Origin of the sequence: Gemmobacter aquatilis (genome assembly GCF_900110025.1) — a bacterium.
GTDB classification, from domain to species: Bacteria; Pseudomonadota; Alphaproteobacteria; order Rhodobacterales; family Rhodobacteraceae; genus Gemmobacter; species Gemmobacter aquatilis.
Genome location: NZ_FOCE01000002.1, coordinates 36,679 through 53,030 on the forward strand (window position 1 = coordinate 36,679; position 16,352 = coordinate 53,030).

The window sequence follows — 16,352 nt, forward strand, 5'->3', positions numbered from 1 at the left end:
CCGTGACGGCCCCGATTGCACTGACCTGCGGCGAACCTGCCGGAATCGGCCCGGAAATCGCGGTGAAAGCCCGCCATATTCTGGGCGCCGACCTGCCGTTCTTCTGGATGGGTGATGCGCGCCACCTGCCCCCCGGCACTGCGCATCGCCTGATCGCCAGCCCGGCCGAGGCCATCGCCGTGCCGCCCGGCCTTCTGCCGGTGCTGCCCCACCCCTTTGCCGCCCCCGCCACGCCCGGCCAGATCACCTATGCCAATGCGCGCGGCGTGATCGAGGTCATCGCCCGCGCGGTGCGGCTGGTGCAGCAGGGGCAGGCCAGCGCCATCTGCACCGCGCCGATCCACAAGAAGGTGCTGAAAGACGGCGCCGGGTTCAAGCATCCCGGCCATACCGAATACCTCGCCTTTCTGGCCGGGGTGGACCGCGTGGTGATGATGCTGGCCGCGCCCGCGCTGCGCGTGGTGCCGGTGACCATCCATATCCCGCTGGCCGAGGTGCCGCGCGCGCTGACGCCCGCGCTGCTGGAAGACACGATCCGCATCACCGAAGCCGCCCTGCGCCGCGATTTCGGGCTGAGCCACCCGCGTCTGGCGGTGGCGGGGCTCAACCCCCATGCCGGCGAAGGCGGCGCCATGGGCACCGAGGATCTGCGGGTCATCGCCCCGGTGATCGAGAAACTGGCGGCGGAAGGCATGGTGATCCGTGGCCCGCTGCCTGCCGACACCATGTTCCATCCCCGCGCCCGGGCGGGCTATGACGTGGCGATCTGCATGTATCACGATCAGGCGCTGATCCCGATCAAGACGGTGGATTTCGACGGCGGGGTGAATGTGACGCTGGGCCTGCCCTTCGTCCGTACCTCGCCCGATCACGGCACCGCCTTCGACATCGCGGGCAAGGGTATTGCCGAGCCGTCAAGCCTTGTGGCGGCGCTGCGGATGGCGCATCAGATGGCGGTGGCGCGGGGGCTTTGACCGCGCAGCGGGGGCCAGCCCCCGCACCCCCGGGATATTTGGGCCAAGATGAAAGCAGGAGCCGCAGCATATGGCGACGATTGACGGGCTTCCGCCCCTGCGCGAGGTGATCGCGGCGCATGAGCTGGTGGCGAAGAAGCAACTGGGCCAGAACTTTCTGCTGGATCTGAACCTGACCGCGAAAATCGCGCGGCAGGCCGGTGATCTGACCGGCTGCGACGTGCTGGAGGTCGGGCCCGGCCCCGGTGGGCTGACGCGTGGCTTGCTGGCCGAGGGCGCGCGCCGGGTGCTGGCAGTGGAAAAGGATGCCCGCTGCCTGCCCGCGCTGGCCGAGATCGCGGCGGCCTATCCCGGCAAGCTGGAGGTGATCCACGGCGACGCGCTGGAGGTGGATGTGCTGTCGCATCTGACGCCGCCGATCCGCATCGTGGCGAACCTGCCCTACAATGTCGGCACCGAACTGCTGGTCCGCTGGCTGACGCCGAAGGTGTGGCCGCCCTTCTGGGACAGCCTGACGCTGATGTTCCAGAAAGAGGTGGCCGAGCGGATCGTGGCCAAACCCCGGACCGATCATTACGGGCGGCTGGCGCTGCTGGCGCAATGGCGCTGCGACGCAAAGATCGTGCTGCATCTGCCGCCCGAGGCCTTCACCCCCGCGCCCAAGGTCCATTCTGCCGTGGTCCATCTGACCCGGCTGGCCGAGCCGCGCTACCCGGCGGATGGCGCGGTGCTGAGCCGGATCACCGCCATGGCCTTCAACCAGCGCCGCAAGATGCTGCGCTCGTCGCTCAAGGGGCTGGGGCCGCAGGTCGAAGCGATGCTGGAAGCGGCGGGGATCGCGCCCACCGCCCGGGCCGAGGAAATCGCGCTGGAGCAGTTCTGTGCGCTGGCCCGGATCGTCGCGGCGGGCTGAGCGGGCACAGGCTGGGGCAGAATGAAAAACGGGGCCAAGCGGCCCCGTTTTCCTTATTCTGCGGCTTCGGCCGGATCGCTGCCTTTGGGCGCGGCGGCAGGCTTTTCGACCTTGGGCTTGCGCGGCGCCGGGGCGCGTTTGGGCTTGGGCGCCGGGGCTGGGGCCTCGCTGGCCTCGACAGAGGCGGCGGCGGGCGGCGTCTCGGCCACAGGCTCGGGCCGGGGGGCCTCTGCCCGTGCGATTTCCACCTTTTCCACCTTGCGCGGCGCATCCGGGCGGGGCTCGCGCTTTTCATTGCGCGGCTGCGGCTCACGCCGTTCGCCCTGATACTCGCGCCGTTCGCGCGGCGCGCGGCTGTCCTGACGCGGCGCATCGCTGCGCGGTTTCATCTCGGGGGTTTCGACCAGAATGGCGTCTTCTTCCGCACCGGGAAAGCGCACGGTATCCCCCAGATCGGGCTGTTCGCCCGCGCCGATATCACGCTCGTCTCGCGGGTCGGGGCGATACTCGCCACGATCCGGCCGGTCGCCCCGGTCGGTCCGCTCATTGCGGTCGCGGTAGCCCTGATTGCCGTTCTGGCCATTCTGGTTGCCGTTCTGGCCCCCCTGGGCGTTCTGGCCACCACCCTGCCCGAACTGCTGCTGGCGGGCCTCCTGCTCGGCGGCCAGCTCGCGCTGCGCTTCGCCCAGCATGCGGGTGTAATGTTCCGCATGTTGCAGAAAGTTCTCCGCCGCCACGCGGTCATTGGAGAGCTGTGCATCCCTGGCAAGGAACAGGTATTTCTCGATGATCTGCTGCGGCGTACCGCGCACCTTGCCTTCGGGGCCGGAGCTGTCGAAGACACGGTTCACGATATTGCCCATCGAGCGCGGGCGGTTCGACTTCGAACGCGAGCGGGACTTGGAGGATCTCATAGTGTCCTTTGATCCAGACTATACTGGCTTTGACCGACGGCCTGCCACGCGGGGGGGCTGGAGGTTCCTCAGGAACCCGTCGTCATGCTTTTTGCTTGACCGCAGGGGCGACCCAATCCCGCCCGACTGCTGACCCCGAGTAACCATGCGGGCGGAGTTCTGACAAGCGGATTCTCACTGGATACCCCGGCAAAGCGGCAGTTTTTCGCGTGGTGCGGCGCGATGGCGGCTCAGATTGGGCAGGAAGCCGCCACCACGCGGTCGCGCCCGTCGAAATCGGGCAGGATGCGCGGGGCCTGCAGCCCGGCCCCGGCGAACAGCGCGGCCACCGCCTGCCCCTGACGCGGGCCGATTTCCACCATCAGCCGCCCGCCCGGCACCAGATGCGCCAGCGCCCCCGCCGCGATGGCACGGTAGGCCGCCAGCCCGTCGCCGCCCGGCGTCAGCGCCAGATGCGGCTCCCAGTCGCGCACCTCGGGCGACAGGTCGCCCATCTCGTCCTGCGCGATATAGGGCGGGTTCGACACGATCAGATCGAACCGCCCCTCGACCGCTGCGAACCAGTCCGACAGGTGAAAACGCGCGCGACCGTCCAGCCCCAGCGCCGCCGCATTGCCCTGCGCCACCGCCAGCGCGGCGGGCGACAGATCGACGGCCAGCCCCTGCGCGCCGGGCCGTTCGGCCAGCAGCGTCAGCAGGATCGCCCCCGATCCGGTGCCCAGATCCAGCACGCGGGCAAACGGCGCCTCCAATGCGGCGGCGATCAGGGTTTCGGTTTCGGGCCGCGGGTCCAGCACATCGGGCGTCACCCGGAAGCTGCGGCCCCAGAACTGCCGCTGCCCGGTGATCTGGCTGACCGGCTGGCGCGCCGCGCGCGCCGCCAGCGCCGCCTCGAACCGCTGCGCGGCCTCGGGTGGCAACGGGTCGTGCAGCGCCAGCATCAGCCGGTCGGGGGCAATCCCCATCGCATGGGCCAGCAGCAGCCTTGCGTCGCGCGCGGGGTCGGCCACGCCTGCCGCCGCCAGCCGGGCCACAGCGGCGCGATAGGCGGCACCCGCGCTCATGCCTCCATCTCCGCCAGTTTGGCGGCCTGATCATGGGCTGTCAGCGCGTCGATCACTTCGGTCAGGTCGCCCGCCATGATCTGCGGCAGGGCGTAAAGCGTCAGGTTGATGCGGTGATCGGTCATCCGCCCCTGCGGGAAGTTGTAGGTGCGGATGCGTTCGCTGCGGTCGCCCGAACCCACCTGCGCCTTGCGGTCGGCGGCGCGGGCATTGGCAACCCGATCCCGCTCGCGTTCAAACAGCCGGGCGCGCAGCACCTGCATGGCGATCTCGCGGTTGCGGTGCTGCGACTTTTCCGAAGAGGTGACGATGATCCCGGTCGGCAAATGGGTGATGCGCACCGCCGAGTCGGTGGTGTTCACATGCTGCCCGCCTGCCCCGCTGCTGCGCATCGTGTCGATGCGGATGTCGCTGGCCGGAATGTCGATATCCACATCCTCGGCCTCGGGCAGCACGGCGACCGTGGCGGCAGAGGTGTGGATGCGCCCCTGCGCCTCGGTTTCCGGCACGCGCTGCACGCGGTGGGTGCCCGCCTCGTATTTCAGCCGGGCGAACACGCCCTCGCCCTGCACATGGGCGGTGAATTCCTTGATCCCGCCCAGATCGGACAGTTGCTGTTCCAGAATCTCGAAGCGCCAGCCCATGCGTTCGGCATAGCGCTGATACATCCGCGCCAGATCGCCCGCGAACAGCGCCGCCTCGTCGCCGCCGGTGCCGGGGCGGATTTCAAGGATGGCGGGGCGGGCATCGGCGGCGTCTTTCGGCAGCAGGGCAAGGCGCAGCGCCTGTTCCATCTCGGGGATACGGGCGCGCAGGCGGGGCAGTTCTTCCTCGGCCAGCACCTTCATCTCGGGGTCGGCCAGCCAACCCTCGGCCTCGGCCAGATCGGCCAGCGCGGTGCGATAGGCGGCGATTTCGGTGACGACGGGTTTCAGATCGGAATATTCACGGCTCAAGGCAGCGATTTCCGCCGGGGCCGCGCCGGCGCCAAGCTTCGCTTCAAGAAACTCGAAGCGGCGGGTGATCTGGTCGAGTTTTTCAAAAGGAACCATGGCACGCGGTTTGGCGCGAAGGCCCTGCGGGGTCAAGGGTGGAAGCCCCGGGGCGCTGCCCCGGACCCCGGGATATTTAGGCCAAGATGAAGGATCAGCGCAGCGCTGCAAGCCAGCGGCTGGCGCGCGCGCGGTTCACCCCCATGTCGGAATAGCCAAAGCGCGACCGCGACCACAGGCGCAGCGTGCTGCCACCGGGCACGGCCAGGGTTTCCACCGTGATGATGTCGGGAAAGCCCCAGAGCGCCGAGCGTTGCACGAAGGTCATGTGCTGGCTGGCGGCACTGCCCGCCAGCAGAAGGGTGTGCGGTTCGGCCAGCGCCAGAGCCGCGATCCGCGCGGCCAGCGCCTCGGGCGGCTCGGCGAAGACCGGGGCGGCGATCTCGCCGCCCTCGGGCCGGAGGCGCAGATCATTCGGCTTGCCGGTGCGCATCGGCACCTCCAGCCCCACATGCCAGCGTGCCGGGTCCATCGGGGCCAGCCGCACGAAGGTGGCAAAGCACAGCAGCGCCAGCAGCGGCAGGCCAAAGGTGACGAGCGCGATCCATTTCATCTGCGGGTCTTCGCCCAGTGATAGAGGCAGATGATCTCATAGGCGACATGGGCCCCGGCAATCGCGGTGGCGCCGGTGGTATCATAGGGGGGCGACACCTCCACCACATCGCCGCCGACGATATTGATGCCCGCAAGGTCACGCAGAATCGCTGCCGCCTGCCAGCTTGCCAGCCCGCCCCAGACCGGCGTGCCGGTGCCCGGGGCAAAGGCCGGGTCCAGCGCGTCGATATCGAAGGTCAGGTAAACCGGATTGTCGCCGACGATGGCCTTTACCTTTTCGACAATCCGCGCCACGCCGATTTCGTGACATTCGCGCGCGTCGATCACGTTCATGCCCAGATAATCTTCGCAGAAGGTGCGAATGCCGATCTGGACCGAGCGTTTCGGGTCCACCAGCCCGGTCTTCACCGCCTTGTACATCATCGTGCCATGGTCGATGCGGCTCAGATCGTCATCTTCCCACAGGTCGGAATGGGCGTCGAAATGGATCACGCTCATCGGGCCGAACTTCTCGGCATAGGCCTTGAGGATCGGGTAAGTGATGTAATGGTCACCGCCCAGCGTGACCGAGCCCGCCCCCGCCGCCAGAATGGTGCGGATATGGTCGGTCAGCCGATCCGGGAAATCGGCGGTCTTGGCGTAATCAAACGCCAGATCGCCATAGTCGATGACCGAAAGCTCTGCCAGCGGATCGGTGCCCCAGCCATGCGGCGGATCATAGGGTTGCAGGCTCGATGCCTCGCGGATCGCGCGGGGGCCAAAGCGGGTGCCGGTGCGGTGGGTCACCGCCTGATCGAAGGGCACGCCGGTTACCGCCAGATCGACCCCGGTCAGGTCTTTGGTATAGGTCCGCCGCAGGAAAGACGTGGCGCCACCGAAGGCGTTTTCAAAGGCATAGCCGCGCAGCCCCTTGCGGGTGAAGGCGGTGTCAACTTGCGTCTTGGCATCTTCAAGGGCCATGGAACGCTCCTCTCAAGAAAAGCGGTCGTCATTTGGTCATCGGAGACGCGCCGGATCCGGGTGGGGCGACTTTGGCCAAGGCCCGGCCAAAGTCAAGTCGTTTGATCAAATCAGCCCAGCCGCACGCCCTCGCGCACCAACGCGTCGGCCACCTGCCGGATCGCCGCCTCCAGCGTATCGCCGATGAGATCGACATCGGTCGCGGTCAGGATCAAGGGCGGCGACATCACGTTCAGATGGCCCATCGGCCGCACCAGCAGGCCCATCGCCTCGCAGGTGTCGGCGATGCGGGTGCCCACGTCCAGTTCTTCGGGCAGCAGCGCCTTCGTCGCCTTGTCGGCCACGTTTTCCACGCAGACCATCAGCTTGCGCCCACGCACCTGCCCCACCATCGGCAAAGCCTCCAGCGCCTTCATCCGGGCCTCGAACAGCGTGCCGATGCGGGTGGCATTGCCCAGCAGGTCTTCGCGCTCGATGATCTCGATGTTCTTCAGCGCCGCGGCACAGGCCACCGGATGGCCGGAATAGGTGAAGCCACTGGTGAACCAGCGCGCCCCGTCCGCCGCCATGGCCTCCCAGATCCGGTCGGTAAAGATCAACGCGCCCAGCGGCAGATAGCCCGAGGTCAGCCCCTTGGCGCAGGTGATGATGTCGGGCTGCACGCCGAATTCCTCCCAGGACGCAAACCAGTGCCCCAGCCGCCCGAAGGCCGTCACCACCTCGTCGGCCACGAACAGGATGTCATGCTGGCGGCAGATCGCGGCCATGCGCGGCAGATAGCCCGCAGGCGGCACGATCACCCCGCCACTGGCCTGCACAGGTTCGGCAAAGAAGCCGCCCACGTTTTCCGGCCCGATCTCGGCCAGCTTGGCCTCGAACTCCGCCACCAGCCAGTCGCAGAACGCCGCCTCACCCATGCCATCCGGCGCACGGTAAGCGTTGGGCGCGGTCAGATGGTGGATGCCGTCCTCCTTGTAGCGGAAGAACGGCACCCGGTCGCCGGGCCGCTTGCCGATGGATTGCGAGATATAGGTGGAGCCGTGATAGCTATACTCCCGCGCGATCATCTGGGTCTTTGAAGGACGGCCCATAACGCTCTGATAATACTGCACCATCCGATAGGCCGTATCCACGGCGTCCGAGCCGCCGGTGGTGAAATGCACCCGGTTCAGATCGCCGGGCGCGAGGCTGGCCAGCTTTGCCGCCAGCAGCGCCGCCGGGCCGTTGGTCATATCGACAAAGGAATTGGCGAAGGCCAGGTGCTGCACCTGATCGGCAATCGCCTCGGCCATCTCGCGTCGGCCCAGCCCGATATTGGTGCACCACATGCCGCCGATCGCGTCGAAATAGCGCCGCCCCTCGGTATCCCACAGCCAGCACCCCTCGCCCCGCGCCATGACCAGCGCGCCCTTCGCCTCGAAAGGCCCGAAATTCGCCCAAGGGTGCAGGTGATGCGCCTTGTCCAGGGCGCGCAGATCGGGGGCGTTCAGGGGGAATTGCACGGTCATGTCGGGCGTCCTTGGGTTGCCGGTTTCGACCAGCCTAACATACCCAATAGAATGTTTCAACATACCGAGCGGAATGTTCTAGGTGCCCGACCACCGGCCAAGCAGCGTCGGCAAAGAGATCCCCAGCAGCACCAGCGCCAGCGGGATCGAGAACAGGAAACCCAGATGCCCATAGCCAAAGGCGCCGACGATGCCGCCCGCCACAAACGCCACCACCAGCCGCAGCAGGATGCCCAGCTTGCGCCGATCCACCCGGACCCGCGGCGACAGCAAGCCAAAGGCGCCCCGCCCGATCTCGATTCCGATATCGGTGATCATCCCGGTCGCATGGGTGGTGCGGATGCGCGCGCCGGAAATCTTGGTGATCGTCGCGTTCTGCATCCCCATGATGAAACACAGACAGGCGAGCGAGAACAGCCGCCCCGCCTCGGTGGTGAATATCCCGCCCCCCGCGAAACACAGCATGAAGCCGCCCTGCACCGCCAGCGGCAGCGCGAACTGCATCCGCGCATCGCGCAACCGCGCCCAGTTGATCAACACCGTGCTGAACGCCGCGCCGCAGACAAAGGCGCCAATCGCCAGCACGCTGATCGCCGCCAGCCGGAAATTCAGCACAACAAGATTGTCGGCGATCTGCGACAGATAGCCGGTCATATGCGAGGTATATTGCCCCAGCGCGAAAAAACCGCCCGCATTGGCCGCCCCGGCAATCGCCGCCAGAACCGTGGCCAGCGCCAGATCGCTGCCCGCCGACCGGCGATGCCCCACCAGCGCCCGCGCCGATTGCACGGGCCGCCCGAGATGGCTCTGCTGGATCGGCTTCATTGCGGGCCCCCGGTCACAGCGGCAGCGCGCGCTCCACCAGCCGCGCAAAGAAACTGGCCCCGATCGGTGCCGCCTCGTCGTTGAAATCATAGGCCGGGTGATGCAGCCCCGCCCCCGGCCCCATGCCCATGAACAGATAGGCGCCCGGACGCACCTCCAGCATATAGCTGAAATCCTCCGACCCCATCTCGCGCGGCGCCTCGGCATTCACCGCCGCGTCGCCCGACACTTCGCGCGCCACCTCGGCGGCAAAGGCAGCTTGCGCCGGATGGTTCACCGTCGCCGGATAGCCCCAGTCATACTCCACCCGCGCCGTCACGCCAAAGGCCGCCGCATGTCCCTCGACAATCTCGTGGAACCGCTTTTTCAACAGCTTGCGCACCTCGGGGTTGAAACAGCGGATCGTGGCGCAGAACATCGCCTCTTCCGGGATGATATTGCTGGCGGTGCCCGCATGGATCTGCGTCACCGAAATCACCACCTCGTCCAGCGCATAGACATTGCGGGTGATGATGGTCTGCACCGCCTGCACCATGGCCACCACGGCGACAATCGGGTCCACGCAGTCATGCGGCGTGGCGGCGTGGCCACCCTTGCCGGTCACATAGACAAACGCCGTATCGACTGAGGCCATCAACGCCCCGCCATTGGTCTGAAAATACCCCAGCGGCATCCCCGGCGCATTGTGGATGCCGTAAACCTCGGTGATGCCGAAGCGGTCCATCACGCCTTCCTGCACCATCACATTGCCGCCGCCGCCGTCTTCCTCGGCGGGCTGGAACAGCAGCGCCACCCGGCCCTTGAAGCGCCGGGTTTCCGCCAGATACTTGGCCGCGCCCAGCAGCATGGTCACATGCCCGTCATGGCCGCAGGCGTGCATCTTGCCGGGAATGGTCGAGGCATGGTCGGCCCCGGTCAGCTCTTCGATCGGCAGCGCATCCATATCGGCGCGCAGCCCGATCGTCGGCCCCTCGCCCGTGCCGTTGATGATCGCCACCACCCCGGTCCGGGCGATTCCGGCATGAATCTCGTCCACCCCGATCTCGTGCAGCCGTTCCACAATGAACCCCGCCGTCTCGTGGCAGTCGAACTCCAGCTCCGGGTGCTGGTGCAGATACCGCCGCCAGCCCTTCATCTCCTCGGCAAAGTCGGCGATGCGGTTGAGAACGGGCATGACGGTGGACTCCTCACCAAATTCAAGTTTAAGCCCGCAGGGAAGCCGAAAACCGGAGCCGCCGCAATGCCCCATCGCCCCCGTCCCCGCGCCGAAAGCGACGCCCTCGTGCGTGACCCGACGGCAGGAATGTCCCGCCTGCTGGAAATCATGGCCCGCCTGCGCGCGCCCGACGGCTGCCCCTGGGACATCGAACAGACCTTCGCCACCATCGCCCCCTATACGCTGGAAGAGGCGCATGAGGTGGCCGACGCCATCGCCCGCGAGGCTTGGGACGAGCTGAAATCCGAACTCGGCGACCTGCTGTTCCAATCCGTCTTCCACGCGCAAATGGCCGAAGATGCCGGGCTTTTCACCTTTGAAGACGTGGTTCAGGCGATCTCCGACAAGATGCTGACCCGCCACCCCCATGTCTTCGGCGACGAAAGCCGCGACAAGACCGCCGCCCAGCAGACGCTGGATTGGGAACGCGTGAAAGCCGCCGAACGCGCCGCGAGGGATGAGTCCCGCGTGCTGGACGGCGTGGCGCAGGCCCTGCCCGCCCTGACCCGCGCGGTCAAACTGCAAAACCGCGCCGCCCGCGTGGGATTCGACTGGCCCTCTACCGCAGAAGTGATCGACAAGATCACCGAAGAAGCGCGCGAATTGCATGAGGCGCGCGACAGTCTGACCCAGGCCGAGGTCGCCGAGGAATTCGGCGATCTGCTCTTCGTCATGGCCAATCTCGCCCGCCACATGAAGGTGGACCCCGAGGCCGCCCTGCGCGCCGCCAACACCAAATTCACCCGCCGCTTCAATCGCATAGAAGACTGGCTGGCCGAGGCGGGCCGCAGCCCCGCGCAATCCGATCTGGCGGAAATGGATGCGTTGTGGAACCGCGCCAAGGCCGAAGAAAAGGCCCGCGCGCAAACAGGTGATTGACCAAAGTAAAATTGTCGGGTTTAAGCGACGCCATAAACCCGACGAAAGAGGTCAGAAATGAACCGCGCCCTTCTCGCCCTTGCGCTGTGCAGCACCGCGCTTCCGGCTTTCGCTGACGAAGTGAACATCTATTCGCATCGCCAGCCCAGCCTGATCCAGCCGCTGCTGGATGCCTTCACCGCCGAAACCGGCATCACCACCAATGTGGCCTTTGTCGAAAAAGGCATGGTGGAACGTCTGGTGGCCGAAGGCGACCGTTCGCCCGCCGATCTGGTGCTGACCGTCGATATCGCCCGCCTGACCCAGATCGTCGAGGCCGGTGTGGTGCAGCCGGTGCAATCCGACGTGCTGGAGGCCAATATCCCCGAGGCGTTCCGCGACAAGGCCGACCTCTGGTTCGGCCTGACCGCCCGCGCCCGCATCGTCTATGCCAGCAAAGAGCGCGTGGCCGATGGCGCCGTAACCACCTATGAAGACCTCGCCGACCCGAAATGGAAGGGCAAGATCTGCACCCGTTCGGGCACCAATGATTACAACATCGCCCTGCTGTCGGCCTATATCGCCCATCATGGCGCCGAGGCCGCCAAGACCTGGGCCGAAGGCCTGAAGGCCAATCTCGCCCGCAAACCCGATGGCGGCGACCGCGATCAGGTCAAGGCGATCTGGGCGGGCGAATGCGACATCTCGCTCGGCAACACTTATTACATGGGCCAGATGGTCAACGACCCGGAACAGAAGGCCTGGGCCGACTCGGTCCGCATCGTGTTCCCGACCTTTGAAGGTGCGGGCACCCATATGAACGTCTCGGGCGTGGCGATGACCAAATCCGCCCCGAACAAGGCCGCGGCGCTGAAGCTGATGGAATGGCTGTCCTCCGACGCCGCCCAGAAGATCTATGCCGAAACCAACCATGAGTTTCCGGTGAAACCGGGCGTCGCCGCTTCGGCGCTGGTGGCCAGCTGGGGCAGCTTCACCCCCGATACGCTGGCGCTGACCGACATCGCCGCCCACCGCGCCGAGGCGCTGAAGATCATGGAAGAGATCGACTTCGACGCCGGCTCCTGAGACATAAATACAACGCGGGCGCAGCGCCTCTTGCTGCGCCCGTATTTCATGTGCCTGCACATGAGTTTGCCTGTTTTACCATGTGGACAAATCCCGCCCCATCGGTTTTTCTCCGCCCGACAGGAGAGAGCCATGACCCACATGCCCCGCAAGATCATCATCGACACCGATCCCGGTCAGGATGACGCCGTGGCCATCCTGCTGGCGCTGGCCAGCCCCGAGGATGTGACTGTGCTGGGCATCACCGCCGTTGCGGGCAATGTGCCGCTGGCGCTGACCGAAAAGAACGCCCGCATCATCTGCGAACTGGCCGGCAAGCCGGAAACCCGCGTCTTCGCCGGATGCGACCGCCCGCTGGCCCGCAAACTGGTCACCGCCGAACATGTCCATGGCAAGACCGGGCTGGATGGCCCGCAACTCGCCGCGCCCACCATGCCGCTGCAACCGCAGCACGCCGTCGATTTCCTGATCGACACGCTGCGCGCCGAACCGGCCCACACCGTCACGCTCTGCGTGCTGGGCCCGCTGACCAATATCGCCGAGGCGTTCCGCCGCGCCCCCGACATCATCGGTCGCGTGCAGCAGATCGTGCTGATGGGCGGCGCCTATTTCGAGGTGGGCAACATCACCCCCGCCGCCGAATTCAACATCTATGTCGATCCGGAAGCCGCTGAAATCGTGTTCAAATCCGGCATCCCGCTTGTGGTGATGCCGCTTGATGTCACCCACAAGGCCCTCACCACCCGCGCCCGGATCGAGGCGTTCCGCGCCCTTGGCACCGAACCGGGCCGCATGGTCGCCGAATGGACAGATTTCTTCGAACGCTTCGACATGCAGAAATACGGCTCCGAAGGGGCGCCGCTGCATGATCCCTGCGTCATCGCCTATCTGATCGACCCCGCGCTGTTCAAAGGCCGCCACATCAACGTGGAAATCGAAACCACCTCGGCCCTGACGCTGGGCATGACGGTGGCCGATTGGTGGGGCGTCACCGACCGCCCGGCCAATGCGCTGTTCATCGGCGATCTGGATGCCGACGGCTTCTACACCCTGCTGATCGACCGGATCGGGCGGCTCTGATCACGCAAGCGGCAGCACCACGGTAAAGGTGCTGCCCTTGCCCTTCTCGCTTTCGATGCGCAGCCGCCCGCGATGGCGGTTCACGATATGCTTGACGATCGCCAGCCCCAGCCCCGTGCCGCCCTGCGCGCGCGACCGATGCGCATCCACCCGGTAGAAGCGCTCGGTCAGCCGCGGCAGGTGGATCGCGTCGATCCCCTCGCCCCGGTCCTGCACCTGCACCATCACCCCCGGCCCGCGCAGCCCCGGATCCACCGCCACCCGTTCCAGCCGCACGCTGACGCGCTTGCCGCTGCCGCCATATTTCACCGCGTTCTCCACCAGATTGTGAAACACCTGCGTCAGCTGATCGGCATCGGCGCGGATCGCCAGCGGCTCGGCCCCCCCCAGCAATTCCAGCTCCACCCCCGCCGCCTCGGCCACCGGGCGCAGCGCCGACAGCGTGCCTGACAGCAGCCCCGCCAGATCGACTGATCCCGCCGGGCGCTGGCGTTCTTCCGCCTCCACCCGGCTCAGCGACAGCAGGTCTTTCACCAGCCGCGTCATCCGGCCCGCCTCGCGCGCCATGATCGCCAGAAACCGCTCGCGCGCCACCGGGTCATCCTTGGCGGTGGTCTGCAAGGTCTCGATAAAGCCCAGCAGCGCGGTCAGCGGCGTGCGCAGCTCGTGGCTGACATTGGCCACGAAATCGCGGCGCAACTGGCCAATCAGCTCCTGCTCGGTGATATCCAGAAAGCTGCAGATCGCGCCGCCGCCCGGCGCCGGGGCCACCGTCACCCGCCAGACCTGCTCGGCCACGCTGGGCGACACCGCATATCGCACCTCGCGCGCCGCAGCCCCGCGCCCCACCGCCTCGATCGCCTCCACCAGCGCAGGCTGGCGCAGCGCCAGACCGTAATGCCGCCCCAGCGCCGCTGCCCCCACCAGCGCCCGCCCGCCCGCATTGGCCGCCGCCAGCCGCCAGTCCTCGGCGATATGGATCATCGGCAAAGGCACCGCCGCCAGTATCGCCTCGCGCTCTGCCGTCTCCATCGCCCCGCCCCCCTGCGCCTGTTCCTGCCGTTCTGCCCGCACCGCGCCGCCAAGGCAACCGCCCTTGCACCCGCCGCCGCCCGGTCCTATCTCTCAATCGGCGAGAGCTACACCGCGGCCCGTAACAGCGATGCGACAGCATTCCCCCCGCCTGACGACCCGGAGCCGACCGATGGACCAGCCTCTCTTCTACGGCGCCGACACCGCCCCCCCGCGCAGCGTTCTGGTGATCGAGGCGCCCGAGGCCCTGCCGCTGATCGAAGCGCTCGATCCGCCGCCGCGCGTACTGGCCATCCGTTTCCGGCAACTGGGCGCGGGCCTGCTGGCCCTGGCCCAGCCCGATTGCGTGGCGCTGCCCCTGCTGCGCCCCGGCTTCGACGCGCTGGAAGTGATCGAAAAGCTGCAAGCGCTCGGCTACACCGGCCATATCTGCGCCTTCGCGCCGCCGCTGCCCGATCCCGATCTGGTCGCCGCCGAATTGCAACAGGCCGCAGCGGGCCTGCCGCTGCGGCTGATCATCGTGGGCGCCTGATCCGCCTTACAGATCGCGCTGATAGATCCAGTCGTGATCCGGGTCGTTCTTGAACCGCCATTTGCGCAGCGGCCCGGCCATGACGTTCAGATAATACAGCTCATATCCATAGGGCGCGCCGCAGGGATGATGCCCCTTCGGCACCAGCACAACGTCGTGGTTCTGCACCGCCATGGTCTCGTCCAGCGTGCCATCCTCGGTATAAACCCGCTGCACCCCGAACCCCTGCGCCGGGTTCAGCCGGTGGTAATAGCTCTCTTCCAGATAGGTCATGTGCGGATAATCATCCTCGTCATGCCGGTGGCTCGGATAGCTGGACCAGTTTCCGGACGGCGTGAATACCTCGGTCACCAGCAGACTGTCCGCCACCTCGCGCGCCTCCATGGCGATGTTGTTCACGAACCGGGTATTCGCGCCCTTGCCGCGCGGTGTCAGCGCGATCCCCTCCGGCCCCAGCCGCTGCGCCCCATGCCCGCCCTTGCCCGGCGCCGAACACACCGCCAGCGTGCAGACCGTGGTCGCCTCCGCGCTCCAATCGCTGTCATTGGGCACATACAGGCAATGCGGCGGCGTCTTCTCGAACACATCCATCCGGTCGCCCATCTCGCCGAAATCTGCGCCCCCGGCGGTCAGCTTCGCCTTGCCCTCCACCAGCACAAGGATCACCTCGCGCCCGCCGGTCGCTTCCGCCACCTGCTCGCCCGGTTCCAGCCGGTACAGCCCGAACCCCACATAGCCCCAGCCCGCGCTTTCGGGCGTCACATCATGCACCTTCCCGTGTGCCCCGCTCGGCTTCACCAGCAGATCGCCCATTCCTTGCCCCTTCATCCTGGCAAAAATACTCCACGGGGGTCCGGGGGTGTGAAACCCCCGGTCCAACCGCTCTCAGACGAGCCCCGCATCCCGTGCCAGGCGCTTCAACGTCGCCAGCCCCAGAGTCTGATACAGCAACGGGTTGCGCACCGCCGGATCCTGCTCCGCCTCGATCACGATCCAGCCATCATAGCCCGCCCCAGCGAGGATCTTCAGCAGCGGCCCGAACTCCACGCCGCCCTCCTGATCGCCCGGCACGGTAAACGCCCCGGCCACCACGCCCTGCAGAAAGCTCATCCCCTCGGCCCGCACCCTGGCGGTGACGGCGGGCCGGATGTTCTTGGCATGGAAATGCCGCACCCGCCCCACATGTTTCGTCAACACGGCCACCGGATCGCCGCCGCCGAACGCACAATGCCCGGCATCGAACAGAAGATGCGTCGCAGGCCCGGTTGCCGCCATCAGCGCGTCGATCTCCTCGGGGGATTCCACGATGGTCCCCATGTGGTGATGATAGACCAGCGTCACACCCTCGCCCGCCAGATAAGCGGCAAAGGCCTCCAGCTTCGCGCCAAACGCCACCATCTCCTCAGCACTCAGCACGGGCCGGTCATTCACCGGCTTGCCCGCATCGCCATGAATGGCGTTGGAGGTTTCGCACACGATGCAGACCTTGCAGCCATTATGCTTCAGCTTCGCCAGATGCCCTTGCACCGCCGCGATCTCGTCTTCCACAGACCGGACCAGCAGCTCGGTCGAATACCAGCCCGAGATGAACTTCAGCCCGTAACGGCCCAGCAGCGCGCGCAATTCCTCCGGGTCATCCGGCCAGCGGTGGCCGTTCTCGATGCCGTCAAAGCCGATCTGGCGCCCCGCCTCGTCCAGAATGCGCGCGGTGGGAATATCGGCGCCGATGCTGCGGTCGTCGTCATTGGCCCAGGCGATGGGGTTGGTTCCGAATTGGATCATG

17 protein-coding genes are annotated in these 16,352 nt (G+C 66.8%); 6 read left to right on the forward strand and 11 right to left on the reverse strand.

Annotated elements, in window-relative coordinates; all coding sequences use genetic code 11:
- Nucleotides 1–2: 2 nt before the first annotated feature.
- Entirely contained in the window at nucleotides 3–974 is a 972-nt protein-coding gene (gene pdxA / locus BMX43_RS03955) for a 4-hydroxythreonine-4-phosphate dehydrogenase PdxA (RefSeq protein WP_091297318.1), read from the forward strand.
- Nucleotides 975–1,044: 70 nt separating this feature from the next.
- Nucleotides 1,045–1,887 carry a 16S rRNA (adenine(1518)-N(6)/adenine(1519)-N(6))-dimethyltransferase RsmA gene (rsmA, locus tag BMX43_RS03960; RefSeq protein WP_091297321.1) on the forward strand — a complete coding sequence of 281 codons (843 nt, stop codon included), beginning with the start codon at nucleotides 1,045–1,047 and terminating at the stop codon, nucleotides 1,885–1,887.
- Nucleotides 1,888–1,940: 53 nt separating this feature from the next.
- On the opposite strand, the gene BMX43_RS03965 is transcribed toward rsmA, so the two are convergent.
- The 8 genes from BMX43_RS03965 to BMX43_RS20130 form a co-directional block, all read right to left on the reverse strand.
- Nucleotides 1,941–2,801 carry a DUF4167 domain-containing protein gene (locus tag BMX43_RS03965; RefSeq protein ID WP_091297324.1) on the reverse strand — a complete coding sequence of 287 codons (861 nt, stop codon included), beginning with the start codon at nucleotides 2,799–2,801 and terminating at the stop codon, nucleotides 1,941–1,943.
- A 230-nt stretch (nucleotides 2,802–3,031) separates the two neighbouring features.
- The gene (gene prmC / locus BMX43_RS03970; RefSeq protein ID WP_091297328.1) at nucleotides 3,032–3,865 is read right to left on the reverse strand and encodes a peptide chain release factor N(5)-glutamine methyltransferase; all 834 of its coding nucleotides are present in this window, start codon (nucleotides 3,863–3,865) and stop codon (nucleotides 3,032–3,034) included.
- Nucleotides 3,862–4,917, reverse strand: coding sequence for a peptide chain release factor 1 (prfA, locus tag BMX43_RS03975; RefSeq protein ID WP_091297331.1), 1,056 nt, complete (start codon nucleotides 4,915–4,917; stop codon nucleotides 3,862–3,864). The genes prmC and prfA overlap by 4 nt, the downstream gene beginning before the upstream one ends.
- A gap of 94 nt (nucleotides 4,918–5,011) precedes the next feature.
- Complete coding sequence (locus BMX43_RS03980) at nucleotides 5,012–5,470, reverse strand: DUF1499 domain-containing protein (protein WP_091297334.1); 459 nt, start codon at nucleotides 5,468–5,470, stop codon at nucleotides 5,012–5,014.
- Nucleotides 5,467–6,432 (reverse strand): agmatinase, encoded by a 966-nt coding sequence (speB, locus tag BMX43_RS03985; protein ID WP_091297338.1) that lies wholly within the window; start codon nucleotides 6,430–6,432, stop codon nucleotides 5,467–5,469. The genes BMX43_RS03980 and speB overlap by 4 nt, the downstream gene beginning before the upstream one ends.
- Nucleotides 6,433–6,542: 110 nt before the next feature.
- Nucleotides 6,543–7,940, reverse strand: coding sequence for an aminotransferase (locus BMX43_RS03990; RefSeq protein ID WP_091297341.1), 1,398 nt, complete (start codon nucleotides 7,938–7,940; stop codon nucleotides 6,543–6,545).
- A gap of 78 nt (nucleotides 7,941–8,018) precedes the next feature.
- Complete coding sequence (locus BMX43_RS03995) at nucleotides 8,019–8,765, reverse strand: YoaK family protein (protein ID WP_175482016.1); 747 nt, start codon at nucleotides 8,763–8,765, stop codon at nucleotides 8,019–8,021.
- Between the two features lie 13 nt (nucleotides 8,766–8,778).
- Nucleotides 8,779–9,939 (reverse strand): M20 aminoacylase family protein, encoded by a 1,161-nt coding sequence (locus BMX43_RS20130; RefSeq protein WP_091297348.1) that lies wholly within the window; start codon nucleotides 9,937–9,939, stop codon nucleotides 8,779–8,781.
- Nucleotides 9,940–10,005: 66 nt separating this feature from the next.
- Between BMX43_RS20130 and mazG the strand changes: the two genes are divergently transcribed.
- From mazG to BMX43_RS04015, 3 genes are all read left to right on the forward strand, one after another.
- Nucleotides 10,006–10,860, forward strand: a complete 855-nt coding sequence (mazG, locus tag BMX43_RS04005) for a nucleoside triphosphate pyrophosphohydrolase (RefSeq protein ID WP_091297353.1) — start codon at nucleotides 10,006–10,008, stop codon at nucleotides 10,858–10,860.
- A 57-nt stretch (nucleotides 10,861–10,917) separates the two neighbouring features.
- A complete protein-coding gene (locus BMX43_RS04010; protein WP_091297356.1) occupies nucleotides 10,918–11,925 on the forward strand; it encodes a Fe(3+) ABC transporter substrate-binding protein in 1,008 nt (335 codons plus the stop codon).
- Nucleotides 11,926–12,066: 141 nt separating this feature from the next.
- Nucleotides 12,067–13,005, forward strand: a complete 939-nt coding sequence (locus BMX43_RS04015) for a nucleoside hydrolase (protein ID WP_425431780.1) — start codon at nucleotides 12,067–12,069, stop codon at nucleotides 13,003–13,005.
- Here BMX43_RS04015 and BMX43_RS04020 read toward each other — a convergent pair whose 3' ends face one another.
- Nucleotides 13,006–14,037, reverse strand: a complete 1,032-nt coding sequence (locus BMX43_RS04020; RefSeq protein WP_091298946.1) for a sensor histidine kinase — start codon at nucleotides 14,035–14,037, stop codon at nucleotides 13,006–13,008. It abuts the gene before it with no gap.
- Between the two features lie 172 nt (nucleotides 14,038–14,209).
- Here BMX43_RS04020 and BMX43_RS04025 point away from each other — a divergent pair, with 172 nt between their 5' ends.
- Nucleotides 14,210–14,569, forward strand: a complete 360-nt coding sequence (locus tag BMX43_RS04025; protein ID WP_091297363.1) for a response regulator — start codon at nucleotides 14,210–14,212, stop codon at nucleotides 14,567–14,569.
- 6 nt (nucleotides 14,570–14,575) lie between these two features.
- Here BMX43_RS04025 and iolB read toward each other — a convergent pair whose 3' ends face one another.
- Together iolB and iolE are read right to left on the reverse strand one after the other, a co-directional pair.
- Nucleotides 14,576–15,382, reverse strand: a complete 807-nt coding sequence (iolB, locus tag BMX43_RS04030) for a 5-deoxy-glucuronate isomerase (protein ID WP_091297366.1) — start codon at nucleotides 15,380–15,382, stop codon at nucleotides 14,576–14,578.
- 72 nt (nucleotides 15,383–15,454) lie between these two features.
- Nucleotides 15,455–16,351, reverse strand: a complete 897-nt coding sequence (gene iolE / locus BMX43_RS04035) for a myo-inosose-2 dehydratase (RefSeq protein WP_091297370.1) — start codon at nucleotides 16,349–16,351, stop codon at nucleotides 15,455–15,457.
- Nucleotide 16,352: the final 1 nt, after the last annotated feature.